Below are 24,922 nucleotides of genomic sequence, written 5' to 3' on the forward strand. Positions count from 1 at the left end.
TTTTGTGACAATATGTAGCAAAGGAATGCGCCCTAACATTGATGTCGGGGTTCGGATTATAGGACAAGGGAGTGTTTTATGTCAACCTTAGAAATAGGTAAAAGAGCAGAGAACAAGGACGTTGATATGGTAAAGCTTGCTGAGCTTTCAGAGCTAGCTGGTGTACCAATGGAATACATCAAGGAAGAATTACTTCTTGATGGTGAAGAGGTTTCGATGGAAGCGTTAAGATCATCGATGTTGAATCTTCTTGATCAAACATTCGCAGCTAATAAATAAATTCGAAACATAGGAAATGTTTCTATAAATAAAGAGGGGGTCATGCTTTGCATGGCCCTTTTTTTTGGCGCCGTAAAATTTATTGAGTTTTTCTAACTTCCCTAAATTATAGAATCATCAAATTTTGACTCATTTCAGACTTATACTTACTTTATGTTTGAAGACAACGAAATTGCAGTATTTGGGCAGGCCGAAAAAAAGAAGAGGCCTTCAGTTCCAAAGAAAATTAAAAAACAGGTATCACGAAAAGAAGCGAGCAGTTTCTTGCAGAAGGCTCATCTTTGTGTGACAGTTTCTCTACTTGCGACAGTCCTGTATTTGATTCAAGTAAATACCAATCTCTCTTTAGCAATATTTCAAGCTAATTCAGATCGAGATGCGATGAAACTATCTTATGAGAAAAAGCTTCAGGCCCTAGAAGGAAAGTTGTCTAAGGCGAATGCAAAGCTTCTCGATTCGGCCTCGCATAGTAGGATAGATTCAATGCTTAGTGCAGATCTGGCCCAAGAGAATAAGAATCTATTGATGCAATTAAATGATATGCAACGTATGCTTGATTCGGCTAATTCAAAAATTTCTGACTTAGCGAAACCTACTTCATACGTTAAAAGCTCATCGTCGAGTTCGAGTTCTGGTTCTCGTCAAGAAATAAAGACGAAAAGAAGTGACTATAGTTCTTCTAATCCATTTGAGAAAATATTTTCATCTGTTCGAAAACCTGCTGCAGCAGGTTCCACTCTTATATTAGAATCAAGTCCTAAGCCGAAGAAGAAGGCTGGGGAATCGAGTTGGGAGGATGCAGATGCTGTTTATTAACAGTTGATCATTTTAGTTTTGTTTGAATTTTTTTTCCTAGTTTTAGTTATTTATCTAAATTTTTCTAATGTCATGATTACAATTTCCGATAGTTATCCTGAAACAGTAAAAATTGTTACAGGGAAGTTTTTATGGATATATCTACGGTCATTGGATTAGTCGTTGCGATGGTTGCGATCATAGGATCAATTCTTGCGGGGGGGTCACTCATGATCTTCGTCGACGTTCCTTCTGTACTCGTTGTAGGTCTTGGGTTAATTGGTACAACATTTATTAAGTGGCCAATGGAATCGGTAAAATCAATTGTTCAGATTGGACTAAAATCAATATTTGCAACACCTGCAGATGCGAAACAAGTAATTTTAAAAATTAAAGACCTTGCAGAACTTGCGAGAAGAGAATCAGTTTTTGCTCTTGAAAAGGCTGAGATTGATGATCCGTTTATGAAGAAGGCGATGACACTAGCAGCGGATAACAGACCGCCAGAAGTTATTGCAGCAATCCTTCAAATGGATATCGATTCAATGGAAGCTAGGCATACAACTGGTGCAGATATATTTGGTGGTATGGCAGAAGATGGTCCAGCGATGGGAATGATCGGGACCCTGATTGGTCTGGTACAGATGTTACAGAACTTATCTGATCCATCTGCGATTGGTCCTGCCATGGCCGTTGCCCTTTTAACGACGTTTTACGGTGCGATTATTGCCAACGTATTTTGTAATCCAATTAAGAATAAAATCAAGTTTAGATCAGCGGATGAACTAACAGCGATGAATATTGTCGTAGCCGGAACGCTAGGTATTGTAGCAGGTGAGAACCCAAGAATGATTATTGAAAAGTTAAGCTCATTCTTACCACCAGCTGAAAGAAATATCGGTGAAGAAGGCGGCGGAGAATAATTTTTAGGCCAATATCACGGAGGACGAAATGGCAGAAGAAGGCGAAAATTTAGGCGGCGGTGGCGGTGGAGACGATGGTGGTCCTCCAGCGGAAACGAAATGTCCTCCTTGTCCTCCTGGGCTTCCGGGTTGGATGGCGACGTTCTCGGATCTCGTTACGCTTCTACTAACATTCTTCGTTCTCTTACTTTCATTTGCTAAGACTGAAACAGCAAAGTACGAAGCAGCTCTTGGTTCTATTCGTGATGCTTTTGGTGGAAACGTTTTAAAGCAAGGTGAAGTTATCCAGCGAGGAAAGTCTCCTGATAATTTTCCAACGATGATGGAATCTCAAACTCCAATTCAACCTTTTCCAATTGAATTTCTTACAATGGAAGGAATTCTTGATAAGCATGAGATCAATAGAGAGTCTGACGAAGTTCTTAAACAGATGAAATACGATCTCAAAGAGTACGATCTGACAGAATCAGTTGATATGTATGAGCAGCCAGAAGGTGTGAAGGTACGTGTAAAAGATAAGATTTACTTCAAGCTTGGAAGTATCGAAATTGAAGATACAAAAGTTGCAGTACCTGTTTATGCACGTCTAATTAAACTTCTTAGTGATACTAAGTGGAAAGTTTTTGTCGTTGGACATGCTGCTCGTGGTGAAGTTGCAATAGATGGCAAGAGTGATGCGTACGAGTTATCTGCAGCAAGAGCAATGGCCGTTTCAAGATCTCTTATTAGAAGAGGTGTCTCGCCTGATAAGATTACAACAGTCTTTTATGGTGATACTCAGACAACAAATATTCCTGGACGTTCAAGGTCTGAAATTGATGCCGAGAATAGAAGAGTTGAATTTATTTTAAGAAAAACTGATTTGCAAAATGATGGGCATAAAGTAGATTCTCATTAATCATGAAGCCTCTAACTAAGTTTTGTTCAATAAATTCATATCATTCAATAAAGGAGCTCCTAAATCAGGAGCTTCATTTTTCTGCTGCTTTATTAAAAAAACATTTACCAAAGAAGTTTCTAGAAAAGTCTGTTCGGGCTCAGGACGAAATAGAGCTTCCTCTTGATCTTGTGAATAATAATTTTATCAACCCAAGATATGAAGGTAACGAAATTCAAGTTATATTTGAAGATCAAGACTTCATCGTTCTTAACAAGCCTGCCGGGATACATGGTCACGCACTTGAATATAGTGAAGATATAACTGTTTTAAATTTTCTCCGTTCATATAAAAATTTAAAATTCCTTGCTGGGAAAAGTGATAATAGCGAAAGGGGATTACTGTATCGCTTGGATTTTGAAACGAGCGGGGTTTTGATTTTTGTAAAAGATGAATCTCTACACAGAGAGCTTCGTGAGAATTTCTCATCGCTGATGAAAGAAAAAACCTACCTTGCACTAATCGAAGGTAAGCTTGAAATTGATCGTGAAGTTAGAAACTATCTTCAAGGAAGCTCAAGCAAAGGTGCGGTTGTCAAAGAAGATTTGAGCGGACAACTTTGTATCGCTCATATGAAGACTGTTAAAGTTATTGGAGATAAAACCCTTGTTGAGGTAAATCTGCAAACTGGATTTAGGCATCAAATAAGAGTACAACTAGCACTACTTGGACATCCTATTGTTGGAGATTCTCTTTACGGCGCACAAAGCGCAAGCCGTATGTTTCTACATGCTCTAAAATATTCCTTAGAATGTCGTGGAGAGAAGAGAACTTTCTACGCGTTAGAAGATAAACTATTTTGTGACTTCTTGAACACGGATAGTTTGTTGGAAGTGTCTCGATAAATTTGAAACTTCTTTCATATTCTTAATATTCGCCACGTGCTGACCTTCACTCATTGAGTTCAAAGTGAGGTGAGGGTGAATCAGTCGAAAACTAATTATATTGGTGCGACTCAAACTCTCTTCGAGGGAGTATCTAGAAATACTCGCATATGAATTAGCTAGCGCCTTATACATTTTCTCTCTTAAGATTTTTGGGTCTTTAAGCTTGGGATCGATAACCTTTGGATCGACTTTCGTTTCAATTAATAAGTTGTTTCCATTACATTTCATTTCCCATGCATCGTTCATATATTTATTCAGTCTCACCATAACAGACTTGCACGAAGTAGGGATCATCGATTCCGCTCTTTTTGAAAAGAATCCTTTGTCTCGTAACTGAAAAAGGAAGATCGCCATAAAGAGGATTCCGACCATAAGTATAGGATTTTTCATCAATGATTTTAGTATCATAGAGTTATTATCTCTCACTTTTCTATAAAAATCACTAAAGGAAAAAAACGCAATACCCGATAAGAAACATAGGTTATTAATGGAGCATACATGACAAACAATTGCGCTGAAGTCAGTGACGTATTCTGGAACACTCTTTTTCATCTGGAAGAGCTAAGGGTCCCAACGAAACTAAGTGAATTTTTAAACGAACATGATATTGAAAGAGACACTTTCTTTATCTTCCTTGAGCAAGCACACTATTTTGGACTAATCGTAAATCTCCAAGAAGAAGCTGAAGGATATAAAATCCTTCCTCTATCTTGGCATAAAGAGTTTGGCGATCAAATAATTCAAAAAAGCTTTTACCGAGAACTTGCTGCTGATCTACAAAATTGTATTGAGACAAATCGTATTTGTAACTTGAGCTATAAGAATGATACAGAGATGGAAATTAGGCCCTGGAGGCTTTTGTTTCTTGATAATTCCCTAACTCTTATTGGTGAAGATATAAAGACAAAGCGTCTGCTTACGATTGAGATGGATGAGATTAGTGAGATGGAAGTAAGAGGGGATGATTACAAATCCTTCTTTTCAAGACTTGAAGTCGAAGATTTTATCAATGCCATGCGATTAGTCGCGGGAAGTGATGAAAGGCTAGTTATTAAAATACAATATGGAAGTGAGATTCAAATGCCAAGTGAGTTGATCTTTCTTGGAAATCCATACACAACAACAAATCAGTATGGTGATGTCATCTGGGCCGCCTCTGTAGAGAAGTCAGATTATCTTTACGAATGGTTATTTTCTATTCGAGATAAGATTGATATTCTTGATCCCACAAGTATCAAAGATGAATTTGAATACTTTTGCAGTATGAGAAATGCTGCTTAAGGCTTTTCGTGACAAATCAAAATGAAAAAAATGCGAATAAGGGGATGGAAATTTCAAAAAGTTTCTATCTCCTTTCTTTTTTGCCTGCGATTGCGTACTGGTATCTTGAGGAAAATTACTCCATAAAGATTGCTGTTATTGGAGGAATGGGATTAGCTTGTATCGAGATCTTACTCGAGCTTTTCTTTGTAAGACATGTTCATTCACTGAGTAAACTAAATTTTGTTCTCTTATTTATTCTTGGACCTATATCCTTAATTGGGGAAGATGGATTGTGGTTTAAGTTACAACCAATGTTTACAGGAATAATTCTCTATCTCTATCTTTTTATTCAAGGCCTTCGTGGAGAGAGCTTGATGTGGACGATGTCTAAAGATATGAATATGAAAATGAAAGTACCAAAAGAAGTTCTACTCGTATTAGAAAGGCATATGGCGTTCTTTTTACTTTTGTTCGGACTCTTTATGGGAGTTCTTGCCAAGTATTACTCAACTTCAATATGGGCATTTTTTAAAACAATAGGTTTCTATATCTGTTTTGGCATCTTTATGATTGCAGAGATGTTCTACTTCCGTTTTGTTATATCAAAACGATTTACATCAAGTCTGGTCGATCACCACAAGGATAAGAACCAATAATTTTAATACTTGTTGCATGTTCTTCAAGATTCTTTAAGCAAGTCTTTGTGTTTTGGTCATCGAGACTTCCCATGAAATCGATATAGAAAATATACATAAATGGGTTTTCTGGAATTGGTCTTGATTCAAGCTTCGTAAGGTTAATATTATTATTTGAAAACTCTTGTAGGCAGCCAAGAAGTGCCCCCGGGTGGTGTTTGGTACAAAATGCAATACTTGTTTTTATGTTGCCAACTACTGTCGGTCTTTCATTTTCCTTCACGAAAACTAGAAAGCGAGTAAGGTTATTTTTTACTTTCTGTACATCGTCAGAAATAATATCAAGTCCATAATACTCAGAGCATAGACGAGAGCTGATAGTTCCTGTCTCATGGTCGTTTGATTCACTTAGTAATTTAGCTGCTCCAGCCGTGTCGTATTCAGGGATTGCTTGGATCCCATGTCTTTTTAAGAAGTCATGGCACTGGGCAAGGGCTATTGGGTGAGAGTATACTTTTTTAAGATTCTCTAGTTTTGTTCCCTTAGTTGCAAGTAGACAATGCTTAATTGGGAGATAGAGTTCCCCAATTGCGTAGAAGTGATACTTGAAAATCAAGTCCATATTGACATCGACATTTCCAACGATACTATTTTCAATCGGGAGAATCGCGGCTGCGACTTCTTTTTGATCAAGCGCTTCACAAACGTCTTCACTAAGTGCTAAACCTGTTGGGATTATATTTTCTTTGCCGAAGTATTTATAGAGAGCTTCTTCTGAATATGAACCTTTAGTACCTTGAAATGCAATTTTCAATCTTCTAACCTTTGTAATACTTTATTTAAGCAGTCTTTGAAACCTTCAGTCGTCTCTTTTGCAAAACGATTGTACTTATTCATATCTTGAAATAATTGCCATGAATCGTTTTCAACTGTCTCTAAGATTTTAAGTAATCTTCGATAACCTTTTGTATCGATTTCTTGTGGTGTTGATTCAAAGTCAATAAGTACGCGACCAATTAGGTGGGCGAGGTTAAGGGACTTAGCTATTTGTCTATCATGCTCTTCGGGTGTTACCTCGACAACCTTAAGACCATTTGTTTTTAAGTATGAACTAATCTTGTCGTACAGATCGTCATTAATTCTGATTTTAGAAATAACGATCTTTGAACCAAAGACAGTATCTTTTGCAGAATCTGGACCAAACATAGGGTGGGTTGCCAATATTTGAACAGATTGTGGAAGATTTTTTTGCATGATCTCAACAGGGATTTCTTTAACTGAACAAACGTCAATAACAAGAGCACCATCTTTTAAAAGTGGTGAAATTTCTTTAATACAGCTTTCAAAAGCGCTAATTGGAACAAATGGAATTATTGCATCACACTCGCATACCTCTTTGAGTGTGGAAGCAGTGGCCCTGAGTTTTTTTATTTCATCAGTATGATCAACTAGGTCATATACAAGAACATCAAAGTCTTGAGCAAGATATCGTGTGATAAGTTTTCCTAATCGTCCAAAACCAATGATTCCAATTTTCATTATGCAAGTACCTTCGCAATTTGTTCGTATGCTTGTTTTAGCTCATCGATAGAGGCAGTGTAGGCGAGTCTAATAAAACCTTCTTGCCCGAAAGCCGAGCCTGGAACAAGAGCTACTTTGGCATCTCTTATTAGTAGCTCAACCATCTCTGCAGAGTTTTTAACGAGACCTGATTTGATATATTTTGAAATATCTAAGAATAAGTAGAAAGCCCCTTCTGGTTTGTGACAGTCAAATAGCTTAGAAAATAATTCAAATGTAATATCTCTTCTCTTCTTCATTTCTTCAACAAGAGGAAAAGATATCTGTTCGTGAATGGCCAAAGCATCGACTGCTCCTAGTTGTGTAAATGGAGCAACGTTACCGCAAAGGTGTCCTTGGAATTTATCAATCTCTTTGATAACGACTTCATTGGCAATCATATAACCAAGTCTAAAACCAGTCATGCAAAATGTTTTAGAGAAACTCTGAATACAAATTGTACGCTCAAACAAATCTTCACTTAATGTATTAATTGCTACGAACTTTCTATCATAAGTTAATGATTCATAAGCTTCGTCTGCTATAATCCATAGGTTGTGTTCTTTTGCAATTTCACCAAGAGCTAAAAGTTCTTTTTCATTGTAAACAATTCCTGTCGGATTGTTTGGCGTATTTATATAGATTGCTTTTGAGTTTTTAGAGACGGCTGCCTTTATGGCATCAAGGTCTAAGTGGAAATCTTTTTGACTTGGAACAAATTTACTTACTCCTCCTGCAAGCTTAACAGACTCAGGAATAGTCACCCAGTAGGGAACTGGAATAATAACTTCATCACCATCATTTAAAATTGCTTGAAAAGCATTGTAGATAATTTGCTTAGATCCATTTCCTACAAGAATATTTTGAGCTCCGATTACCGTACCAGTTCTCGCAAAAAAGTATTTTGCGATGGCGTCACGAAGCTCTCTTTCTCCACTAACTAGTGAGTATTTTGTTCTTCCGCTATCAAGTGCTTTCTTTGTTGCATTTAAAACAACTTCTGGAGTTTTAAAATCAGGCTCTCCAACATTGAGGCCAATAATTTTTTCACCTTTTTCTCTTAACTCTGTGATGGCCTGGGCAATAGAAATGCTCCCTGAGGGAGCAATTGCTAGAATTTTATTTGATAAGTCCGATTTATTCATTTAGTTCTCATTGTTATGATTTACTAAATATTTTAATCGTCACTTCCACTAAAGTCATTCATAATTTTTGTCTGTAGTCTAACTGATTCCGTATGAATAACGTGGAATAACTCTTCGATATATCTTTTTTCAAGGCCTAGCTTAGCACCAAGATCATTACGATCTTTCATTAAGCTATCCATACGATTGATTTGTAGGGGAGTTACATTATTTTCTTTTTTCGCTAGTCCAATTTCTGAAATAATATTCTTTCTCATATGTAAAAGCTCAAGTAATTCTCTATCTACTTGATCGATTTGTGATCTAAGCTTTTGGAGAGTTTCTTCAAATGTCTTATCCTCTGTCTCAAGTTTTCGAACAGAGAGATGCTCAATAATATTATTTAAACTCATTGGGGTTACTTGTTGTGCGGCATCACTTAGGGCCTTGTCTGGTGTAATATGAGTTTCAACCATTAGCCCATCCATACCTGCGTCCATAGCCTTTTGACAGACCTCTCCAATAAATTCTCTATCTCCCGCGATATGAGAAGGGTCACAGATAATTGGAAGTTCTGGAAGTAATCTTTTAAGTTCAATTGGTAGTGACCAAATTGGCTTGTTTCTGTATTTCGATTTTTCTGCTGTTGAGAATCCCCTATGGATAGCAGCAAGCTTCGTAAGACCTACGTTAGAAAATCTTTCAATAGCACCCATCCAAAGAGCAAGGTCGGCATTGATAGGATTCTTAACCATTACAGGAATATCAACGCCTCTAAGTGCGTCGGCAATTTCTTGGATCGCAAATGGAGAAACAGTTGTTCTCGCTCCAATCCAAAGAATATCAACATTATGTTTAAGAGCAAGTTCAACGTGCGAAGCATTTGCAACTTCGGTTGTTATAGGGAGTCCTGTCTCTGCTTTTACTTTTTCCATCCAAGGAAGACCAACTAGTCCAACACCTTCGAATGTATTAGGTCTTGTTCTTGGTTTCCAGATACCGGCCCTAAATGCATCAACTTTACCAGATTCTTTGAGTTGTCTTGCAATTGCCAAAACCTGCTCTTCACTTTCTGCCGAACATGGCCCTGCTATAACAAGTGGTCTCTCTTTTACACTAATCCAATTTGTTAATTTTTCTATTTTCATTTGAGCTCCAATACCTTTCTGTTTTGGTACGATCTTGTTATAACTGTATTCATTATTTAGAGCAATACCTGTGCCATTGAATTTGCCTATGTTTGTGATTTACGGGCCGGATTGTGTTAATATATCTGTGATTTGTATAAAGATTAGACAGTTTTTATCGTGCTAAAGGAGGCCTTATGAAGTACTTACACGCGATGGTTAGGGTTTTAGACCTTGAAAAATCAATGAATTTTTTTGTCAATCAGTTAGGTCTTGTTGAAACAAAAAGACTTGATTTTGAAGAGGGAAGATTCTCGTTAATCTACTTGGCAACAGCTCCAGGGGAGCCAGAAGTTGAACTTACTCATAACTGGAATAATAAAGAAGAATACGGAATAGGAAGAAGTTTTGGACACCTTGCTTTTGAAGTTGATGATATCTACGAAAAATGTCAGGCCTTAATGGATGCTGGTGTAACAATTAATAGACCACCACGTGACGGTTATATGGCCTTTATTAAGTCGCCAGATGGGATTTCAATTGAACTACTACAAAAAGGTGGAAAGCTTCCGGCCAAAGCACCGTGGAACACGATGGAAAATGTAGGGACTTGGTAATGAAATCAGAAAAAGTACTCATCTTGGGAGCAAGTGATAATCAGGAACGATACTCTTATAAGGCCTTGCACATGTTGGAAGATCATGGACATCAGCCAATTTTAGTTAATCCAATTAAAGATGAAATTGAAGGAAGAAAAGTATTTCATTCTATCGAAGAAGTTCAAGAGAAGATTGATACATTAACAGTATATGTGAATAATAAGATTTCAAGTGAACTTACACAGTCAATTATTAAACTTAAGCCTACTAGGGTTATTTTTAATCCAGGAAGTGAGAATGAAGAGCTTGCTAAGAGTCTTAGCAAGCTGGGTATTAACTGTGAAAATGCTTGTACTCTTGTTTTATTAACAACAAATCAATTTTAGAAACTATGGTGTAGTGATATCAATTGTTGTTGTCGCTGCACCTTCAACTGTTGTTCCATTTTTAAACCAAATATCGAGTGTCGTTGTCGATGAGGCAGGAAGCCCTGTAAAGTTAATTGCTCCTACAACCTCGCTACAAGCTAGCCATCCTGCATCTCCTGAACCTGGTGCAGGAGTTCCTGAAAGCTGGATCTTAACATCTGTGAATGATAGACAATCTCCAATTGTTAAATCAACATCAGTACCTGAAACCGTGTTAGAAGCATGGGCTGCACTTACTTTAATAGTTGTAGGAAGTGACCTTGCCGCTTTTCCTTCTTTGTAGACATAATCAACTTGTCTCATATCTAGAGACTGATGGTAGATAACTGTTTCATCAATTAACCCTGTGAAGTAGTTATCTGTTCCTGAACCATCCCAACCAATATAGAGGTTGTTTGGTGTATCAAGAACAGGATTGACGGAAACTGTACTGTTAACAGCTTCATATGCCCCATTAATATAAAGTTTAATGACACCATCTTTTCTTGCGACGATAATATTATTCCAAGCATCGTAGTTTAAAGCTTTTGGAGCTTCAATACTATTAGTTAGGCCAGCTGTTTGGAAATCAAATTTCACAATACCTGCACTTGTGTAAAGTCTGAATTCTTCTTGTCCTGTAGACCACTTACTGATGATGTATCCATCATCATCTGAATCATCTTCTAAGTATACCCAAGTTGAAATAGCAAATTCTGTACCTAGAGATACTGTCGGTCCTCCAAGAAGGTGTTCTTCATTTAGGAAACTAAATGATTCATTCAAAACACCATTTATACCATCTTGTGCGTATGTTAATGAAGCCGATTGGATATTAGTTAAGTTCATTGCACCCATGCGATCAGCGAGTACATATGTTCCACCAGTGTAATCCGCATCATCAAAAGTCCAGTAATAGCTTGGAACAGCAGGTACTTGTGGCTGAATGTATTGATTAAGTGGTGTTGCATTCTTTCCTTTCGAATAAATTGCTTCAATTTGGAATTGCGTTAATTCGGTCGTCCAAATTGCCATTTCATCTAAAGACCCAACAGTATAGTAAGCACCATTGCGCTCTTGTGCCCCAACTCGTGCAACAGGAGGTGATACAGATAGGAAATTTCCTGTATCTATTGCATCTGATTGCTCTTGAATACCATCAATGTAAAAATACAAATTAGCATTCTTTCGTGTCAGTGCAATATGTGACCACTGACTAAAGTTAACCTTGTTGTATGAACACTTACGAGCATAACTTGATGTATTCCATGAACTTCCACCTGCTGAATTAACTGTTTGGAATGCCAGACAAAGCCTTCCTTCTGAGTCAACCTCGATAGAGAATTGGTTGTTTGCTGTATTCTCATCCCATCTACTATAGATAACAGAGCGTGTAGACGGTTTCGCAATTTTGACCCATGAACTAAACGACAGTTCGTTTGAAAGAGAGATAGCTCCAGATGATCTCTCTAAGTAACCTGTACCAATATTTGCTAACGATCCTTTGATAATACCATCTGTATTCGCTGATAAGCTCGCATTGTTTTTTCCTGCAAAGAAATCAGAATTAATAAGGTCAAAAGAACCTGCCGCTCCAGAGAGCTCTTTATCAAACGGTAAATATAAGCTTGCCACTGGTATCGTTTGTGTATTGTATGTAATACTAAAGTCTCGAGTCAGTGGCTGAACATTTCCTGCCGCATCTTTAAACCAGAGACTTATGTTATTTACACCGTACACAAGTTTTGGATAAGTGATTGCTCCTGCAATTGTTGAACAACCTTGCCAACCAGAAAGTCCTGATACCGGTTCACTTGCTCCAGTTGTACCAACATAAACACCTGCAATATCCGCACAGCTACCAATTGTAAACTTCGCAATAGCTGAGTCGGTAGGAGTGCTGCTTGCTAGAGTCGCAGTTGGAAGCGCTGGAGGTGTTGTATCAGAAACATTTTTAATGATTGTAACAGACTGAGTATATGTCGAAACCACACCAGCTTTTTTGAAGTAAATAATAAAGTCATTATTACCATCAACGAGTAGAGGAGTTTTGAATGCATCTACTGCAGTTGAACATGTCTGCCAGCCGAGCTGTGAGCCAGAGCCTGTGTCTGAAGCTCCTGGTGTTGCATCAGTAGATTTTGCAATCCAGACTGATTCGTATCCGTCACATTCGTTAATTTTCATATTTACAATAGTTAAATCAATAGTTGATCCAGGTTCTGAGACAGCGAGAAATGGCATTGTTGAAATAGCATTACTATTTAAACCACGTTGATAAACATCATAGATTTGATCATGGTCAAGTGCCTTACTTGTCCAAATTGCAGTTTCATCTATAAAACCTTCAAATCTATTTTCATCAATAGTTGCACTTGTGATATCTCCAATTCTAAACTTCGTTGTAACCGTTCGAAGAGGTGAGTTGGCCATATTCCAAACAAAGCCGGATTGCTTACCATTAATAAACATCGCCATATGGTTTCCAAGTCGTCTTACTGTAATATGGTACCAATTAGAGTCAGTTGCAAAAATTTTATCAAGAGCAGATGTTACCTGAAATAAGTTGTTGTTTGCCAGACGATATTGGAATACAACAGTTCCAGCATTATTTGTCCTATCAACATACAGTCTATAGCTTTGCTCTGTTGGATCATCGCCCCATTGAGATAGTATCGTATATGTTTCTTGCTTCGGATCAGATAGTGGGTATGTCGTTTTTGTTAATTTTACCCATGTTGAAATTGTAAAGTCATTAGGAATATCAATAGTTGCACTTGATTCTAAGTATTGTGCAGCTCCAACACTATTGATTGAACCCCCGCCATCACTTCCTTCAAGAGTATCTTCATATCTTTTAATAAAGAATGACTGATTGACTTTAGCATCGACAGATCCCGTAATAACAGCATTGTTAATTGTTAGTGGTGCCGTAGCATCTTTTCCAAGGTCTGCTAATGTCGTAGTCACAATATTGGCATCGTCAAAATTATAGTAGTGATTAGGTTTTGTCGCAGCTAGGTAGTTTTCAGCTTTTGTTGGAACAGGCTGACCCTTCATTCCGCGATAGTATAGATACTGCATTTGTTCGATAGTTACATCTTTATTGTAGATTGCGAGCTCGTCAATAATAAGATACTTAGATGATGATTCAAGAAGTTTAAAGTTTCCTATTGGTTTTTGAAGACTCTGATCATTTATACTCGATGATGCTACAATTTTTCCATTGAGTAGAACTTTAATTGATCCATCTTCTCTTATTACCCCAATATGGTTCCATGCCGTTGGAGTAACAATTTCAGTTGTTTCAACAGTTACAGTACTCCACCAAGAACCTTTTACTGTCGCGCTAATGGTTTCACTTGCTGTTTTAGCAATAGTGATTTGATTTGGTATTTCAAATATTTTAGTGTCATTATCATAAGGGTAGTACCATACCGAGATTGCAAAGTTTTTATCAAGATTTAAGTCATCAAGATAAGTTCGATCAGTTGTTCCACCACTTATACCGTATAAGTTGTATGCATTTCCTACTTTCCCCCCTGGATTAGAAAATGTAGCAGCCCTTATGTGAAGATTATTCGCAGAATCATTAAGATTACCTTCGAACGCATAGTAGGCCCTTGGATTCTCCATTTCTGGTGGAAGATACGTTACATCAAATGTTATTGGAACAGAGGAAATGTCTCCCTCCTCATCTCGAAAATAGATATAGATAGTAGAGTTACCTTCAGAAATCAGAGAACTAATGATTGCGTCAGCTTCCTTCGTACAATACTGCCATCCTGTTGTGAAATTATCTGGAGGTGTTGCATCATCAACTTTAATATAAATTGAATTGATTGGAATGTCTTTGACTACAGGTGAAGTTTGATTATAAGTACAGCTTGGCATCGTAAATGTTGCAAAAGGTGATGAGATAATTGTTTTATTATCTTTGATTTTTATACCTGGATCGTTAGGCGCATACCCATCAGCAGTATTTGCGATGTCATACTGAGCTCCATAGTTGTATAGCGCTACAATTTGTGGTTCTGTAAGAACAGTCGGCCACATAGTAACTTCGTCAATTATTCCAGAGAAAAATGAGCCTGCTTCAGGAGCGTTGTCATCAGCTTCAGCTCCAATATACCATGGAGTTACATAGTTACTATAAGAGTAGTAGCGAGATGCTTGGTAAAATGGAATGTTGTATTTATTGATATAAACACCATCAAGGTAAATTTTTAAAATCTTTCCATCAAAAGTACCAGTGATATGGTGAAATCCTGTTGTATAAGAATAATTGTCAATTGATACTGAATATTCGGCAGCAGATAAACCAATTGCACTTGATGTGTTAACTGACATAACAAATTGCAATTTATTATTTTTAATTCTAATAGCGGTTCCACCAGCGTTAGTTGCTCCATTTTGCTTGTTGGAGATAATCGTCATGTTTCGTGTGTCACCTTTTACAAGGTAAGCCCAAGTTGAGATCGTAAGGTCTGTCTCATACGTGTTTGCACCTGTAGGAGCAAATGTCATATACTGATTGACTCCATTGAAATCTCTTCCTGCTGCAACTACTGCTGCTGTATCTGTTGTTGCGGTTGGCTCATTTCCTGAAGGAATAACACCATTAACAGAAACGGAAGTTTTGTTTGTTGAGTCATAAAACTCCGTTGCACTTGTATGACCAGAAGCAACAGAGTCTAGAGATAGAATTGTTGTCGGTCTAGGGATTGTTACAGTTGCATTAAGGTTAACGACTTCTCCATTTAATGTCGCACTAGTGTTATGAACAATACCGTTAAATGACTTTAGCCATAAGCGTGGAGTAATTGGTGTTCCAGTTGTTAATGGAGAAGAAAGAATTGCTCCTGTGGCTGTTGTACATGGTTGCCAATTTTCATCTGTTGCACTTGGCGCAGTTGTACTGTCGTTTACTAATACAAGATCAGCATCAGTACAATCATTCATTGTTACTCTAATCCTATCTCCGTAGAAGAAGTTAGATGAGCTATCATAAATTGATGCTTTTGTGTTAAGTGGAGTTGTTATTGTTCTCGCTGGATCATAAATACGTTGAGCAGTATTTCCTTTCGTATATAGTTCCATTATCTGAGTTGATGTTAGGGACTTATTAAAAATTGCTAGTTCATCAAGTGTTCCCTCATATAAATCAGAATTAGGTCCATTTGTTGCTGGGTTTACACCTGTTCCTAAGTATAATGGAGTATTTGAGCCACCATCATAGCTGATAGTACGTCTGGTTAAGAAATCATCTACGTGTTTAAGCATGCCGTTTACGTACCACTTAACCCTTCTTCCATCAAAAGTTAGAACGATGTGTGCTCTATTGTATCCAATATAGTCTTTTGGGATAACTGAGCGATATTTTACTCCATTAAGAGAGATGTAAAAGTGAATAGTTTTTAGTGAATTTATTCCTGCTCCAGGCCATCTTGATTGATTTAGAGACCAAAGATAGTACCCATCACCATCATTATTCATCGTAGATAAAATAGTTCCCGTGGTATCCGCTGAAGAATAATCACCGGCATCATCATTAATATCTGCCCAAAAAGAAATTGATAATTCATCTGTTGGCTTGAAGGCTGTGTTTGATGGGATTTTTACATGTGTTCTTGCATTGTTAAAATCCAGTCCTTCATTAACTTGACCTGCTATTGCAGAATAATAGTGTAGTTCGGCATCGACTCTATTTGCTGACTCATAAGCCTTTTGCGAATAAATAGTGTTAGCGTCAAAACTCCAATAAGCTGTTGGGGTTGGTGTTGGCTGTGCAGTGAAGTTAACAATAACATCTTGGCTTGTACTAGTTACATTGCCAGCACTGTCTTTAAACCATAGTCTGACTGTATTATCTCCATTTGCAAGCGCTGGTATTTCTATTGAGCCATCAGCAGTTGAACAGAATTGCCAACCATTAGAATCTTCGAGCGGCACAGTGATGTCATTAACAGTAATATAAACTGCAGCAATATCAGTACAATCATTGAGAGTTAAATAATTCTCACTAGAAGTTCCAGTTTCCCATTTTGTGCCTGTCCAATTTTTTAAATCGAGACTGATTGTAGGAACTGTTGCCGGAGGAGTTGTATCACCCGCATAGAGTTTAGATTTTAATCGATCATAATAGCTTACAATTTCTGTTTCTGTAAGGTTTTCATCGAATATCATTACTTCGTCTACGAGTCCATTACTGTAGAATGGTCCAAGAGTGTCTCTGTTTATATATGTTGGCCCTGTCCCACTTTCTAATGTCTTGAAAATATCTGTAGAAAAATTATCTTCTGCAGCATTAATAGCTCTACGTTTGATACCATCAATCCAAAGAGATAAATTCTTACCGTCATATTGAGCTGTAATGTGATGAAGTCCTGATGTGATTTCTGATGTTGGTAAATAAATTGTAGGATTTGAATTAACGTAACCCGTATAATTAGTATCATACGTTCTTTGTACCGAAAATCTTAAGGTTCCGTCGTACTGATAAATTCTCGTTGACCCGTGTTGATAAAAACCTCTTGAAGAAGTATCTCCATTAGTTAAAGTCGCATTGAACATGACAGTAATACCAAGAGCTTCATCATTAACATGATATTTACTAGAGGTTAAATGATTACTTGTTGTTGTTGATATACCATTGTTGATAGCATCTTTTATAACTGAGTAATTAGTTGTGTTTGATAGAATTGCATTGTTGTGTACGATTGAATCGTAGTATCTATCAGTTAATCTTTGGTCTTGGTCTAGTGACCAGTAGGTGAGAGGTATAGTAAGATCATCATCATCATCAATCGCTGGAATCTCAAGTATTGCAAAACCACTGGAAACATCACCATAATGATTTTTTGACCATATTCTCACGTATTGTGTTCCCATTGGAAGTTTGGCAGAAATAATTGCCCCAGGAGTTGTATTACACTCTCTCCAATCATTTGATTTTGGATCTGGTGAAGTAACAGATGGATCTCCAATGTATATAAATGGTGTAGATGTACAATTAAGAATTGTAACCTTTGTACGTGATTCAAAATTATCATAATGATAAACATAGGCATTATTCACATTTGTTGCAGTTTTTCTTACATCAAATAGATACTGTCCTGTGTTTCCTCTGTTGTAGATATCATTGATTTCAGATTGAGTAAGGGCCTGTCCCCATAATGCTATTTCATCAATTTTTTCACTGAAAAATGTTCCTGGTCTAGTTGTTGAAGTTTCAACATTTGAACCGATGTTTAGTCGTGGTGTATAAGTCCACTTGATAAAATCATTTTCAGCAAGCGTTGTTGTCGCTACTTGAGATGAGTTTACATATAAGAACATTTGGTTATTGTTAAACACTGCTGTGAAATGGTTCCATCCCGTTGGGACAAGAGCCATTGGTGCTGAAATGGTTCTCTCGCCCGCAATTGTAAGCCCAAGTTTGAAGTAGATATTTCCAGCATTTAAATAGAGGCGATAACCATCAGTAGGATTACTTGTATCTCTATCATAATATGCTGACTCTATTAAAGTTCTTTCAGCATTGTCTCCATTTGTTGTGTAAAACCAACCACTGAGTGATAGCTCGTTTACCGGACGGGTTAAGATTGAAGTATCACCAGTTAGGTAAGATCGACCTCCAATATTTGCTGATTCATTCTTCTTTCCTGCTTCAAACCCTGAGACAGTATTAAGTGATGATTCAAAATTATAGGCAAACATATCATGTTCAAAATTTTCACTGATTACATCTCTAAATTCCCTTCCTACATATGTTACTTGATCCATTGGCCAGTAGGCATTTGCTTGTGGAAGTGTCAGGTTATTGTAGTAGGCTACTGAGTCAGACGATATTGGTGTTACGTTACCTGCAAGATCTTTAAACCAAAGTGTAACTGTGTGACCACCTTCAGTTAAGCTTCTGTTAAAAGAGCCTGGTCTTGTTCTACAAATCTGCCATCTGTCATCTTGTTTGTCGGGTTGAGTTCCTTCGTTTACAAGGACCCCTGAAATATCTGTACACGAGTTTACTGTTAAATATAATTTATTATCGTATATTGTTTCTCTTTGGTTTTCTCTGCGCAGAGTAGGGTTTGCTGGTGGAGTTGTATCTGCGCTGTAAATAATATCAGCCCCATTATGGTATAGCGATGAAACCATTAAGCCAGTAAGAGGTTTATCCCATACAAGAACTTCATCGATTTCTCCACTTGAATATGTCGATCTTACAATTGGGTATGAAGATGCATTCCAGTCTAGTGGAAGAGTGGCTCCTGTTGGTCCGTTTCCAACTGCAAATTTAATATTGGTATTATGAGTTATTGCACTTGCTGTGGCTGCAGAGAAGCTCTTAATGAATATACCGTCAACATAGAGAGATGCAGTCTGACCATCGTAAACACCAGTTAATAAGTGCCATGCAGACGAAAGACTTGAAGTCTCTAAGTATGGCTTTAATGTTTGTCCATTGTCGAGACGTAATACAAACTCTACTCGAGGTCCAATTGGTGCATCATTTTGAAATCTTATACCATATCCCGATGACCCATTATAATTTCCAAGAATAACATCTTCTGAGCTACTATGGTTTGCTGGAATATATACCCATGCTGACACTGAAACTTTGTCTTTAATTCTTAGATGTTCGCAGTTGTCACAACGTGTGAAGTTTGTTGATGGTTGCTTGATTGCTTCATTAAGAACACCTGCTTGATTATAAAGCATGTCGTCTGAATTAGCGTAGTGGACAAAGTTGTAAACAGTATTGCCTGGGTCTGGATCAACATCTTCCCAGATACCTTTTTCACTCGATAGTATTGCACCTGAAATTCGATCAGTTAGTCTTCTTGTTGTCGAGTTGTTATGAGCACTATCAAATGTCCAGTGTACAATAGGTCTCGCAATAGGAAGGTCGTAATTTGTTGTGATAGGAGTGTATTGGAATGTCGTCGAGATATTACCAAATTTATCCTTCGTCCAAACCTTTCCGTATGAGTCTGAAGAATTAAGCTCCTTAGATAAAATACCACCAGTTAATGTATTACAAGTTTGCCAGTCTTCATCATTTTTGTCTGGTGGAAATTTCGATGCCGTAACGATTAGGTAGTCGATACCTGTACAATCTGTTGAAGTCAGGTTCGCTCTAGATACTAGGGCATTATAGTAAATAAGGTTTAAAGTAGTTGGTATCGCAGGTGGTGTTACATCATAGAAAATTTTGTCTGCAACCGAACCTCTAGCATACATTTCTGTTACAACAGTGTCTGTGATAGCATCACTGAAAAATGAGACTTCATCGATTGTTCCAGAGAAGTAATTTGCATTGATATCATTTGCCGTGCCTGCTGATGCACCAATTACAAAAGCGTTGGCATATGTATAATCAATATTGTAGGTAGCACCCATGTCGTTATTAGCGATTTCAACATCATTGATGAATAAGCGTAAGTATCCTTCATTGAAAACACCTGTGATCATGTAGTTTGTCGCTGTTGACAACGTTCCAGAAGGAGTTGAAACAGTTTGTATTGAGCCATTTGCTTTGACTCTGAACTCTACAGTTCCATTGCCAAGAACAAGTGCGTAACCACCATCATTGAGATTACCTGCAATATATTGGTCAGCTGTTGGCCAGCTCGCAACATTGATCCAAGCACTCAAACTTACTTTAGATGTTGGTTGATGGGAAGCATCGTAGTTAACTAGAATATTAGAATCTGTTCCGTTAAATGATAGAGCTTCGAAAGACGCTCCTGATGTAGAGTTAGCATTCGAAATGATACCATCTTTTCCTGCTGTTACATCAATAGCTGTTGCGCCGAGAACGTTTACATTATCAAGTGTCCAATATGACGAAGGCTCAGGAATTGTAAAGTCGTAGTTAAATGTAATTGACATATCTGTTGATGTTAAACTGACGTTCCCTGCAGCATCTTTAAACCATGTCTTAACAGTGTTAACACCATTTGCGAGTAGGTTAGAGTAAATCTTATCTCCGGTTGTTGAACATGCTTGCCAATTCGCTGCATCTGATGTTGGTGTTGATATGTCTGTTGTAACGTAGACACTTGCGATATCATCACAGTTTTCAATGTTTACACGAACTAAAGGAATTCCAACAGTGTACTCATTATTACGTGGAGTTACATCAACTGGATCGGGTGGTACTGTATCTTGCCCGTTGAAAATATTTTTAACGTCGGCTTCACTGATAACTGAATTCCATAAGATTACTTCATCAACAATATTATCAAAGTGCGACCCAGCTGCTGCACCTTCATTACAAGTTGCACCTGCTCCAATAACAAATGATGGGAGGCAAGAGTAGTTGATATTTGATGAGCTACCAAAGTCATTAGAGGCTACAAGTTTTCCATCAATGAAGAATTTTGCTACTTGACCGTCGTATGTACCAACAAGATTATGGAAGTCTGTATTAAAGCTGGTTGTTGTAACTGCAAGTTCTCTTTTTCCTGCAATTGACTCCACGATGAATTTTAATTCAGCGTTAGGTCCATCAATTTCAATTGAGTATCCAGAGTTTGTGACTCTGTTACCAGCGATAACTTGATTTCTATTGTCGTTGTTTGTTAATTTTGCCCAAACAGAGAAAGTTAGGTTTGTTTCAATCATTGAAGTTGAAGCATATTTTGTCTCAATATAGTCACCTTCAGATTTGGTGAACTTGTATCCCTCATTTTGAATGGCCGGAGTATTATAAGTAGCGCCATTATTTATACCAATCAGTTGTGAGTACATATCGGAAGTCTGAGAGGTCGAAGAATGTGTATTGTCGAAGTTAAAGTGTATTAGAGGCTTTGGAACATCAATGACACTAATGATTGTAGTATCAATCTTTTGATAACCCGCAGAAATATTATCGTACTCATCCTTTGTCCACACTTTTAGTTCATGAGCACCTTGTGGAAGGCTTGTCTCTGAAAAAGCACCTAAAATAGATGTACACGGAGTCCAGTTTGCATCATTCGCGGTTGGTGGGTGAGTTGTTTCATTAAGGTAGATGAATTTCCCATCAACGCAGTTTGAAATCGAAAGTAGTGCATTTTGTTCAAACGCACCAAAGAATGTTGCTGAAGTAATATCAGCTGGTACTGTTGACGAATAATTTACTTTAAATTTATTCTGACTATCAACAAAGAGGTTGTAAGCTTCAGTATCAGTTAAGCTCTTATCCCAAAGAACTAATTCATCTAGTGAGCCAGAGAACTTATTTGATACATCTACATTGTCTGTACATGTTGCAACAGAGGCACCAATGGCAAAGATTTTTGCACAACCATAAGTAATATTCTGTGGGCTTCCAAGATCTACTGTGTCTTTCAGAACACCGTCAATGAAGATTTTAACTAATTGACCATCAGATGTACCAGTGATGTAGTGCCAGCCTGTCGTATAGTCAGCCGTTGAAATTTTTGCAAATGTACTATTGGTATAGAATCTAAGTTCGTTTGACTCCTGTCTAAAACCGTACCCACCACCACTCGAAATATTTCCAGCAATGTGTTGAGTTGAACCATCGCCACTTGTAAGATATGCCCACATTGATAGGGTTACAGCAACAGTTGGCTTAATAGCTACCGAGTTTTCTGTTACAAAGTAATTAGCACCATCCAAATCTACGGCTTCTTTTATTTTTCCAGTAATTTTACTTAGAGTCGTAGAAGATGCAATCTTAAGATCGGAAGTGCCTTTGATATCAATTAGCTTGTTGTGAAAGTAGTGATTATTATCAAATGACCAGTATGCAATTGGCTCTGGGAGTGTACTTGGTACTGGATCAAAGATAAATGAAACATTTCTTGGTATTGGGTTAATGTTACCTGCGGTATCCTTAAACCAAACTTGGAGTGTATAGTCCCCAGCGATATCTATTGGGTAAGTAATTGCTCCTGTTGCTGTATCACAATTTTGCCAAGCAGTATCTCCTGATGATGGCTGCGGATCGGCATTGTTATTAACAAACACTTGATCGATGTCAGTACAAGTTGATACTGTCATTTGCGCTGGCGCTGTTGTAAGCGTCGGAGCATTCTCAACGGTTACAAGCGGTCTTGGTGGAGGAGCAGCATCACCAGATGTATCTACAATTACTGTCTGTGTAATTGGTGATGAGTTAACATTTCCAGCATCATCTTTAAACCATACATATAGAGTATTCGTTCCATCAGGAAGTGTTCCAGATTGAATTGCTGATGCAGATGTTGTACATGTTTGCCAACCTGAATCACCATTTGCTGGAGGTGTCGCAGATGTACCTACATAAACACCAGTGATATCATCTTCGGAACTTCCTGTTGGTGAACATGAGTTGATTGTAAAATCAGCTCTCGAGTCATTTGCAAGTAGGGTTGGTGGAGAACCTCCATCACCATTGTCTAGAGTTGCAAGGATGTCACTTGTTGCCCCATCTCCAGTTGTGAGTGGAGGAGGTGTTGTATCAGGAGTTGTATAGTTAACAATATGCTGATTGTTAATAGGCATTACATAATTGTCAGTAAACTTGTACCACACTCTAAGAGTGTGTGATCCATCAGTTCCAAAATTTGGAGATTGAAGAGCGTTACTTGCTGTATTACAGCTAACCCAACCACCTTCTGCTCCTGTTGGAGTTGTCGCATCATCCATGGTGATAAGAACTTGTTGGATATCTGTACAAGTATTAACAGTTAAGTAAGCTTTTGGTGTTGAAATACTTGGAGCATCCTTCACACTTGTTTGTGGAGGAGTGAAAGTTACAGAACTTGTTGCATACTCACCATAAACATTATCAAGAGCGTCTTTAAACCAAAAGTTTAGTGTTTGAGTTCCGGTAGAAAGACCATCATAAGTAATAGCACCTGATACTGTAGAACATGTTTGCCAACCACTGTCTGTTGCAAGTGGTGCGGGCCCTGGAGTTTTAACAAAAACTGAAGTTACACCTTCACATGATGCCAGTTTAAAGCTTGCTTGTGGTCTTCTTGTTACAGGTGTTTCAACCCATGAAACAGTCGGACTAAAGTAGACTGGAACATCTTTCGGGTTTGGAGAAATTAAGCCGTCTGCGTACTTAAAGTATGCTTTCAGGGTTGTCGAACCTGGACTTAGTGGACCATAGTTGAAGTGTCCAGATGCTGTATTACATGTTTGCCATCCACTAGCTGACGCTGACGGTAGAGTTCCTGTTTCGTTGAAAAATACTTGTGTAATAGAAGCTTCATCACAGAACTCAATTGTCATATTTGCTGTCGAAGTAGAGATTGTTGGACCTCCTACAACTGTGATGTTTGGTGGATCATAGGTAGTTGTAAATGGTACAAAAGCTGAGTTTACGTTTTCAGCTGAATCTTTAATCCAAAATTTTAAACTATTACTACCTTCTATGAAGTCAGTATATTTTAGAGAGAAGGCTGAGCTACTACATGCTTGCCATCCACTGTCTGTTGCGAGAGGTGGGGCGCCAGCTTTATTAATCATTACGCTTGCAATATCTGTGCAATCTGTAAAACGGTAAGTTCCTTGTGATTTACCTGTAAGCGTCGTTCCTTCGATTACAATTGATGACTCATCAGGAGCACTTGTGTCATATGTAACAGTGATATCCTCACTAGAGCTTGAGATGTGAGTGATGGGTGTACTGTCATAATCAGTATCCTCTGACTTAACCCATACTTTTAGCTCGTAATCGTTATCTGTTAAAAATGTTGGTGAATCGATACCATTATCAATAACATCCTGACATGTTACCCATGATGAGTCTCCAGCAGCAGGTTGAGTACTTCCAAGAGAGATTGAAAGATTATTGCTTGGTGGCTCATAATAGATAGCGTCGGCACTACACTTACTCTGAAGACAAGCATCAACGAAAATTTTAGTTGAATTACTATTAGTAAGAGTTCCATTAGAAGATGAAATATTTGGAAGAATCGGCTCTGGGTCGATCGTAATATTAAAGTTTGCTCCGGTGTCCCCAAGAGTTGCGGAAGCCGTGTTATTATTACCATCGACAGCATCAATTTTAAATGTAGGTAGAGGATGATTCTTATTAGGGACACAGAATTTAATTGTTTGAGTACCACTTCCAATGTTTCTTAAAGTCTTGAATGATATACCGTCTGGTGAATACGATAGAGTTGAAGTTTTAACGCCTGAACCACCTGTGTTATCTGTAATAGAATAGGTAAGGTTGTAATCGTTATTCCCTGTGATACTTGTTGGTGTTGAGATAAATGAGATTGAGGGCGCAGTACTGTCTGGATTGACGATATTAGAAATCTCAATTTTACCTGTTAAGCTAGAAGTATCACTACAACTAGAGATAAACAGTACAATTAAAATGTACACTAAAACATTTTTTAACAACTTAATTACCATCCGACGTTCAACAAAA

At 37.8% G+C, this 24,922-nt stretch carries 15 protein-coding genes; 9 read left to right on the forward strand and 6 right to left on the reverse strand.

Annotation, left to right across the window (positions count from 1 at the left end):
- Nucleotides 1-78 precede the first annotated feature (78 nt).
- The 5 genes from M900_RS08945 to M900_RS08965 all read left to right on the forward strand — a co-directional run bounded on the left by M900_RS08945 (nt 79) and on the right by M900_RS08965 (nt 3,779).
- Nucleotides 79-279 carry a hypothetical protein gene (locus M900_RS08945; protein ID WP_021274637.1) on the forward strand — a complete coding sequence of 67 codons (201 nt, stop codon included), beginning with the start codon at nt 79-81 and terminating at the stop codon, nt 277-279.
- 153 nt (nt 280-432) lie between these two features.
- Entirely contained in the window at nt 433-1,095 is a 663-nt protein-coding gene (locus M900_RS08950; protein ID WP_034732138.1) for a hypothetical protein, read from the forward strand.
- A 131-nt stretch (nt 1,096-1,226) separates the two neighbouring features.
- The gene (locus M900_RS08955; protein WP_021274695.1) at nt 1,227-1,997 is read left to right on the forward strand and encodes a motility protein A; all 771 of its coding nucleotides are present in this window, start codon (nt 1,227-1,229) and stop codon (nt 1,995-1,997) included.
- 28 nt (nt 1,998-2,025) lie between these two features.
- Nucleotides 2,026-2,895 (forward strand): flagellar motor protein MotB, encoded by an 870-nt coding sequence (locus M900_RS08960; RefSeq protein WP_021274315.1) that lies wholly within the window; start codon nt 2,026-2,028, stop codon nt 2,893-2,895.
- A 2-nt stretch (nt 2,896-2,897) separates the two neighbouring features.
- Complete coding sequence (locus M900_RS08965; RefSeq protein WP_021274503.1) at nt 2,898-3,779, forward strand: RluA family pseudouridine synthase; 882 nt, start codon at nt 2,898-2,900, stop codon at nt 3,777-3,779.
- On the opposite strand, the gene M900_RS17720 is transcribed toward M900_RS08965, so the two are convergent.
- A complete protein-coding gene (locus tag M900_RS17720) occupies nt 3,729-4,211 on the reverse strand; it encodes a hypothetical protein (protein WP_157680606.1) in 483 nt (160 codons plus the stop codon). The genes M900_RS08965 and M900_RS17720 overlap by 51 nt on opposite strands.
- A 108-nt stretch (nt 4,212-4,319) precedes the next feature.
- On the opposite strand from M900_RS17720, the gene M900_RS08970 reads away from it, so the two are divergent.
- Both M900_RS08970 and M900_RS08975 read left to right on the forward strand, forming a co-directional pair.
- Nucleotides 4,320-5,102: a WYL domain-containing protein gene (locus M900_RS08970; protein ID WP_021274752.1), complete on the forward strand. Its 783-nt coding sequence runs from the start codon at nt 4,320-4,322 to the stop codon at nt 5,100-5,102.
- Between the two features lie 8 nt (nt 5,103-5,110).
- The gene (locus M900_RS08975; protein ID WP_034732140.1) at nt 5,111-5,740 is read left to right on the forward strand and encodes a septation protein IspZ; all 630 of its coding nucleotides are present in this window, start codon (nt 5,111-5,113) and stop codon (nt 5,738-5,740) included.
- Here the strand turns inward: M900_RS08975 and pheA are convergent.
- From pheA to M900_RS08995, 4 genes are read right to left on the reverse strand one after another with little or no spacing between them, the layout of a single operon-like run.
- Nucleotides 5,697-6,533, reverse strand: a complete 837-nt coding sequence (gene pheA, locus M900_RS08980) for a prephenate dehydratase (RefSeq protein ID WP_021274772.1) — start codon at nt 6,531-6,533, stop codon at nt 5,697-5,699. The genes M900_RS08975 and pheA overlap by 44 nt on opposite strands.
- Entirely contained in the window at nt 6,530-7,258 is a 729-nt protein-coding gene (locus tag M900_RS08985) for a prephenate dehydrogenase/arogenate dehydrogenase family protein (RefSeq protein WP_021274525.1), read from the reverse strand. The genes pheA and M900_RS08985 overlap by 4 nt, the downstream gene beginning before the upstream one ends.
- On the reverse strand, nt 7,258-8,424 hold the full coding sequence (locus M900_RS08990) for a pyridoxal phosphate-dependent aminotransferase (protein WP_021274618.1): 1,167 nt from the start codon (nt 8,422-8,424) through the stop codon (nt 7,258-7,260). Before M900_RS08990 ends, M900_RS08985 begins: the two co-directional genes overlap by 1 nt.
- 32 nt (nt 8,425-8,456) lie before the next feature.
- Nucleotides 8,457-9,551, reverse strand: a complete 1,095-nt coding sequence (locus M900_RS08995) for a chorismate mutase (RefSeq protein ID WP_021274356.1) — start codon at nt 9,549-9,551, stop codon at nt 8,457-8,459.
- Nucleotides 9,552-9,727: 176 nt separating this feature from the next.
- On the opposite strand from M900_RS08995, the gene M900_RS09000 reads away from it, so the two are divergent.
- Nucleotides 9,728-10,147, forward strand: a complete 420-nt coding sequence (locus M900_RS09000; protein ID WP_021274622.1) for a VOC family protein — start codon at nt 9,728-9,730, stop codon at nt 10,145-10,147.
- On the forward strand, nt 10,147-10,515 hold the full coding sequence (locus tag M900_RS09005; RefSeq protein WP_021274479.1) for a CoA-binding protein: 369 nt from the start codon (nt 10,147-10,149) through the stop codon (nt 10,513-10,515). Before M900_RS09000 ends, M900_RS09005 begins: the two co-directional genes overlap by 1 nt.
- Before the next feature lie 3 nt (nt 10,516-10,518).
- Here M900_RS09005 and M900_RS09010 read toward each other — a convergent pair whose 3' ends face one another.
- Nucleotides 10,519-24,876, reverse strand: coding sequence for a LamG-like jellyroll fold domain-containing protein (locus tag M900_RS09010; RefSeq protein WP_198295987.1), 14,358 nt, complete (start codon nt 24,874-24,876; stop codon nt 10,519-10,521).
- Nucleotides 24,877-24,922 lie beyond the last annotated feature (46 nt).

The sequence above is a fragment of the Bacteriovorax sp. Seq25_V genome, assembly GCF_000447795.1.
Classification (GTDB): Bacteria; Bdellovibrionota; Bacteriovoracia; order Bacteriovoracales; family Bacteriovoracaceae; genus Halobacteriovorax_A.

Coding starts and splice junctions, on each gene's coding strand:
- M900_RS08945 (WP_021274637.1), top strand. CDS start 79: ATGTCAACCTTAGAAATAGGTAAAAGAGCAGAGAACAAGGACGTTGAT.
- M900_RS08950 (WP_034732138.1), top strand. CDS start 433: ATGTTTGAAGACAACGAAATTGCAGTATTTGGGCAGGCCGAAAAAAAG.
- M900_RS08955 (WP_021274695.1), top strand. CDS start 1,227: ATGGATATATCTACGGTCATTGGATTAGTCGTTGCGATGGTTGCGATC.
- M900_RS08960 (WP_021274315.1), top strand. CDS start 2,026: ATGGCAGAAGAAGGCGAAAATTTAGGCGGCGGTGGCGGTGGAGACGAT.
- M900_RS08965 (WP_021274503.1), top strand. CDS start 2,898: ATGAAGCCTCTAACTAAGTTTTGTTCAATAAATTCATATCATTCAATA.
- M900_RS17720 (WP_157680606.1), bottom strand. CDS start 4,211: ATGAAAAATCCTATACTTATGGTCGGAATCCTCTTTATGGCGATCTTC.
- M900_RS08970 (WP_021274752.1), top strand. CDS start 4,320: ATGACAAACAATTGCGCTGAAGTCAGTGACGTATTCTGGAACACTCTT.
- M900_RS08985 (WP_021274525.1), bottom strand. CDS start 7,258: ATGAAAATTGGAATCATTGGTTTTGGACGATTAGGAAAACTTATCACA.
- M900_RS08990 (WP_021274618.1), bottom strand. CDS start 8,424: ATGAATAAATCGGACTTATCAAATAAAATTCTAGCAATTGCTCCCTCA.
- M900_RS08995 (WP_021274356.1), bottom strand. CDS start 9,551: ATGAAAATAGAAAAATTAACAAATTGGATTAGTGTAAAAGAGAGACCA.
- M900_RS09000 (WP_021274622.1), top strand. CDS start 9,728: ATGAAGTACTTACACGCGATGGTTAGGGTTTTAGACCTTGAAAAATCA.
- M900_RS09005 (WP_021274479.1), top strand. CDS start 10,147: ATGAAATCAGAAAAAGTACTCATCTTGGGAGCAAGTGATAATCAGGAA.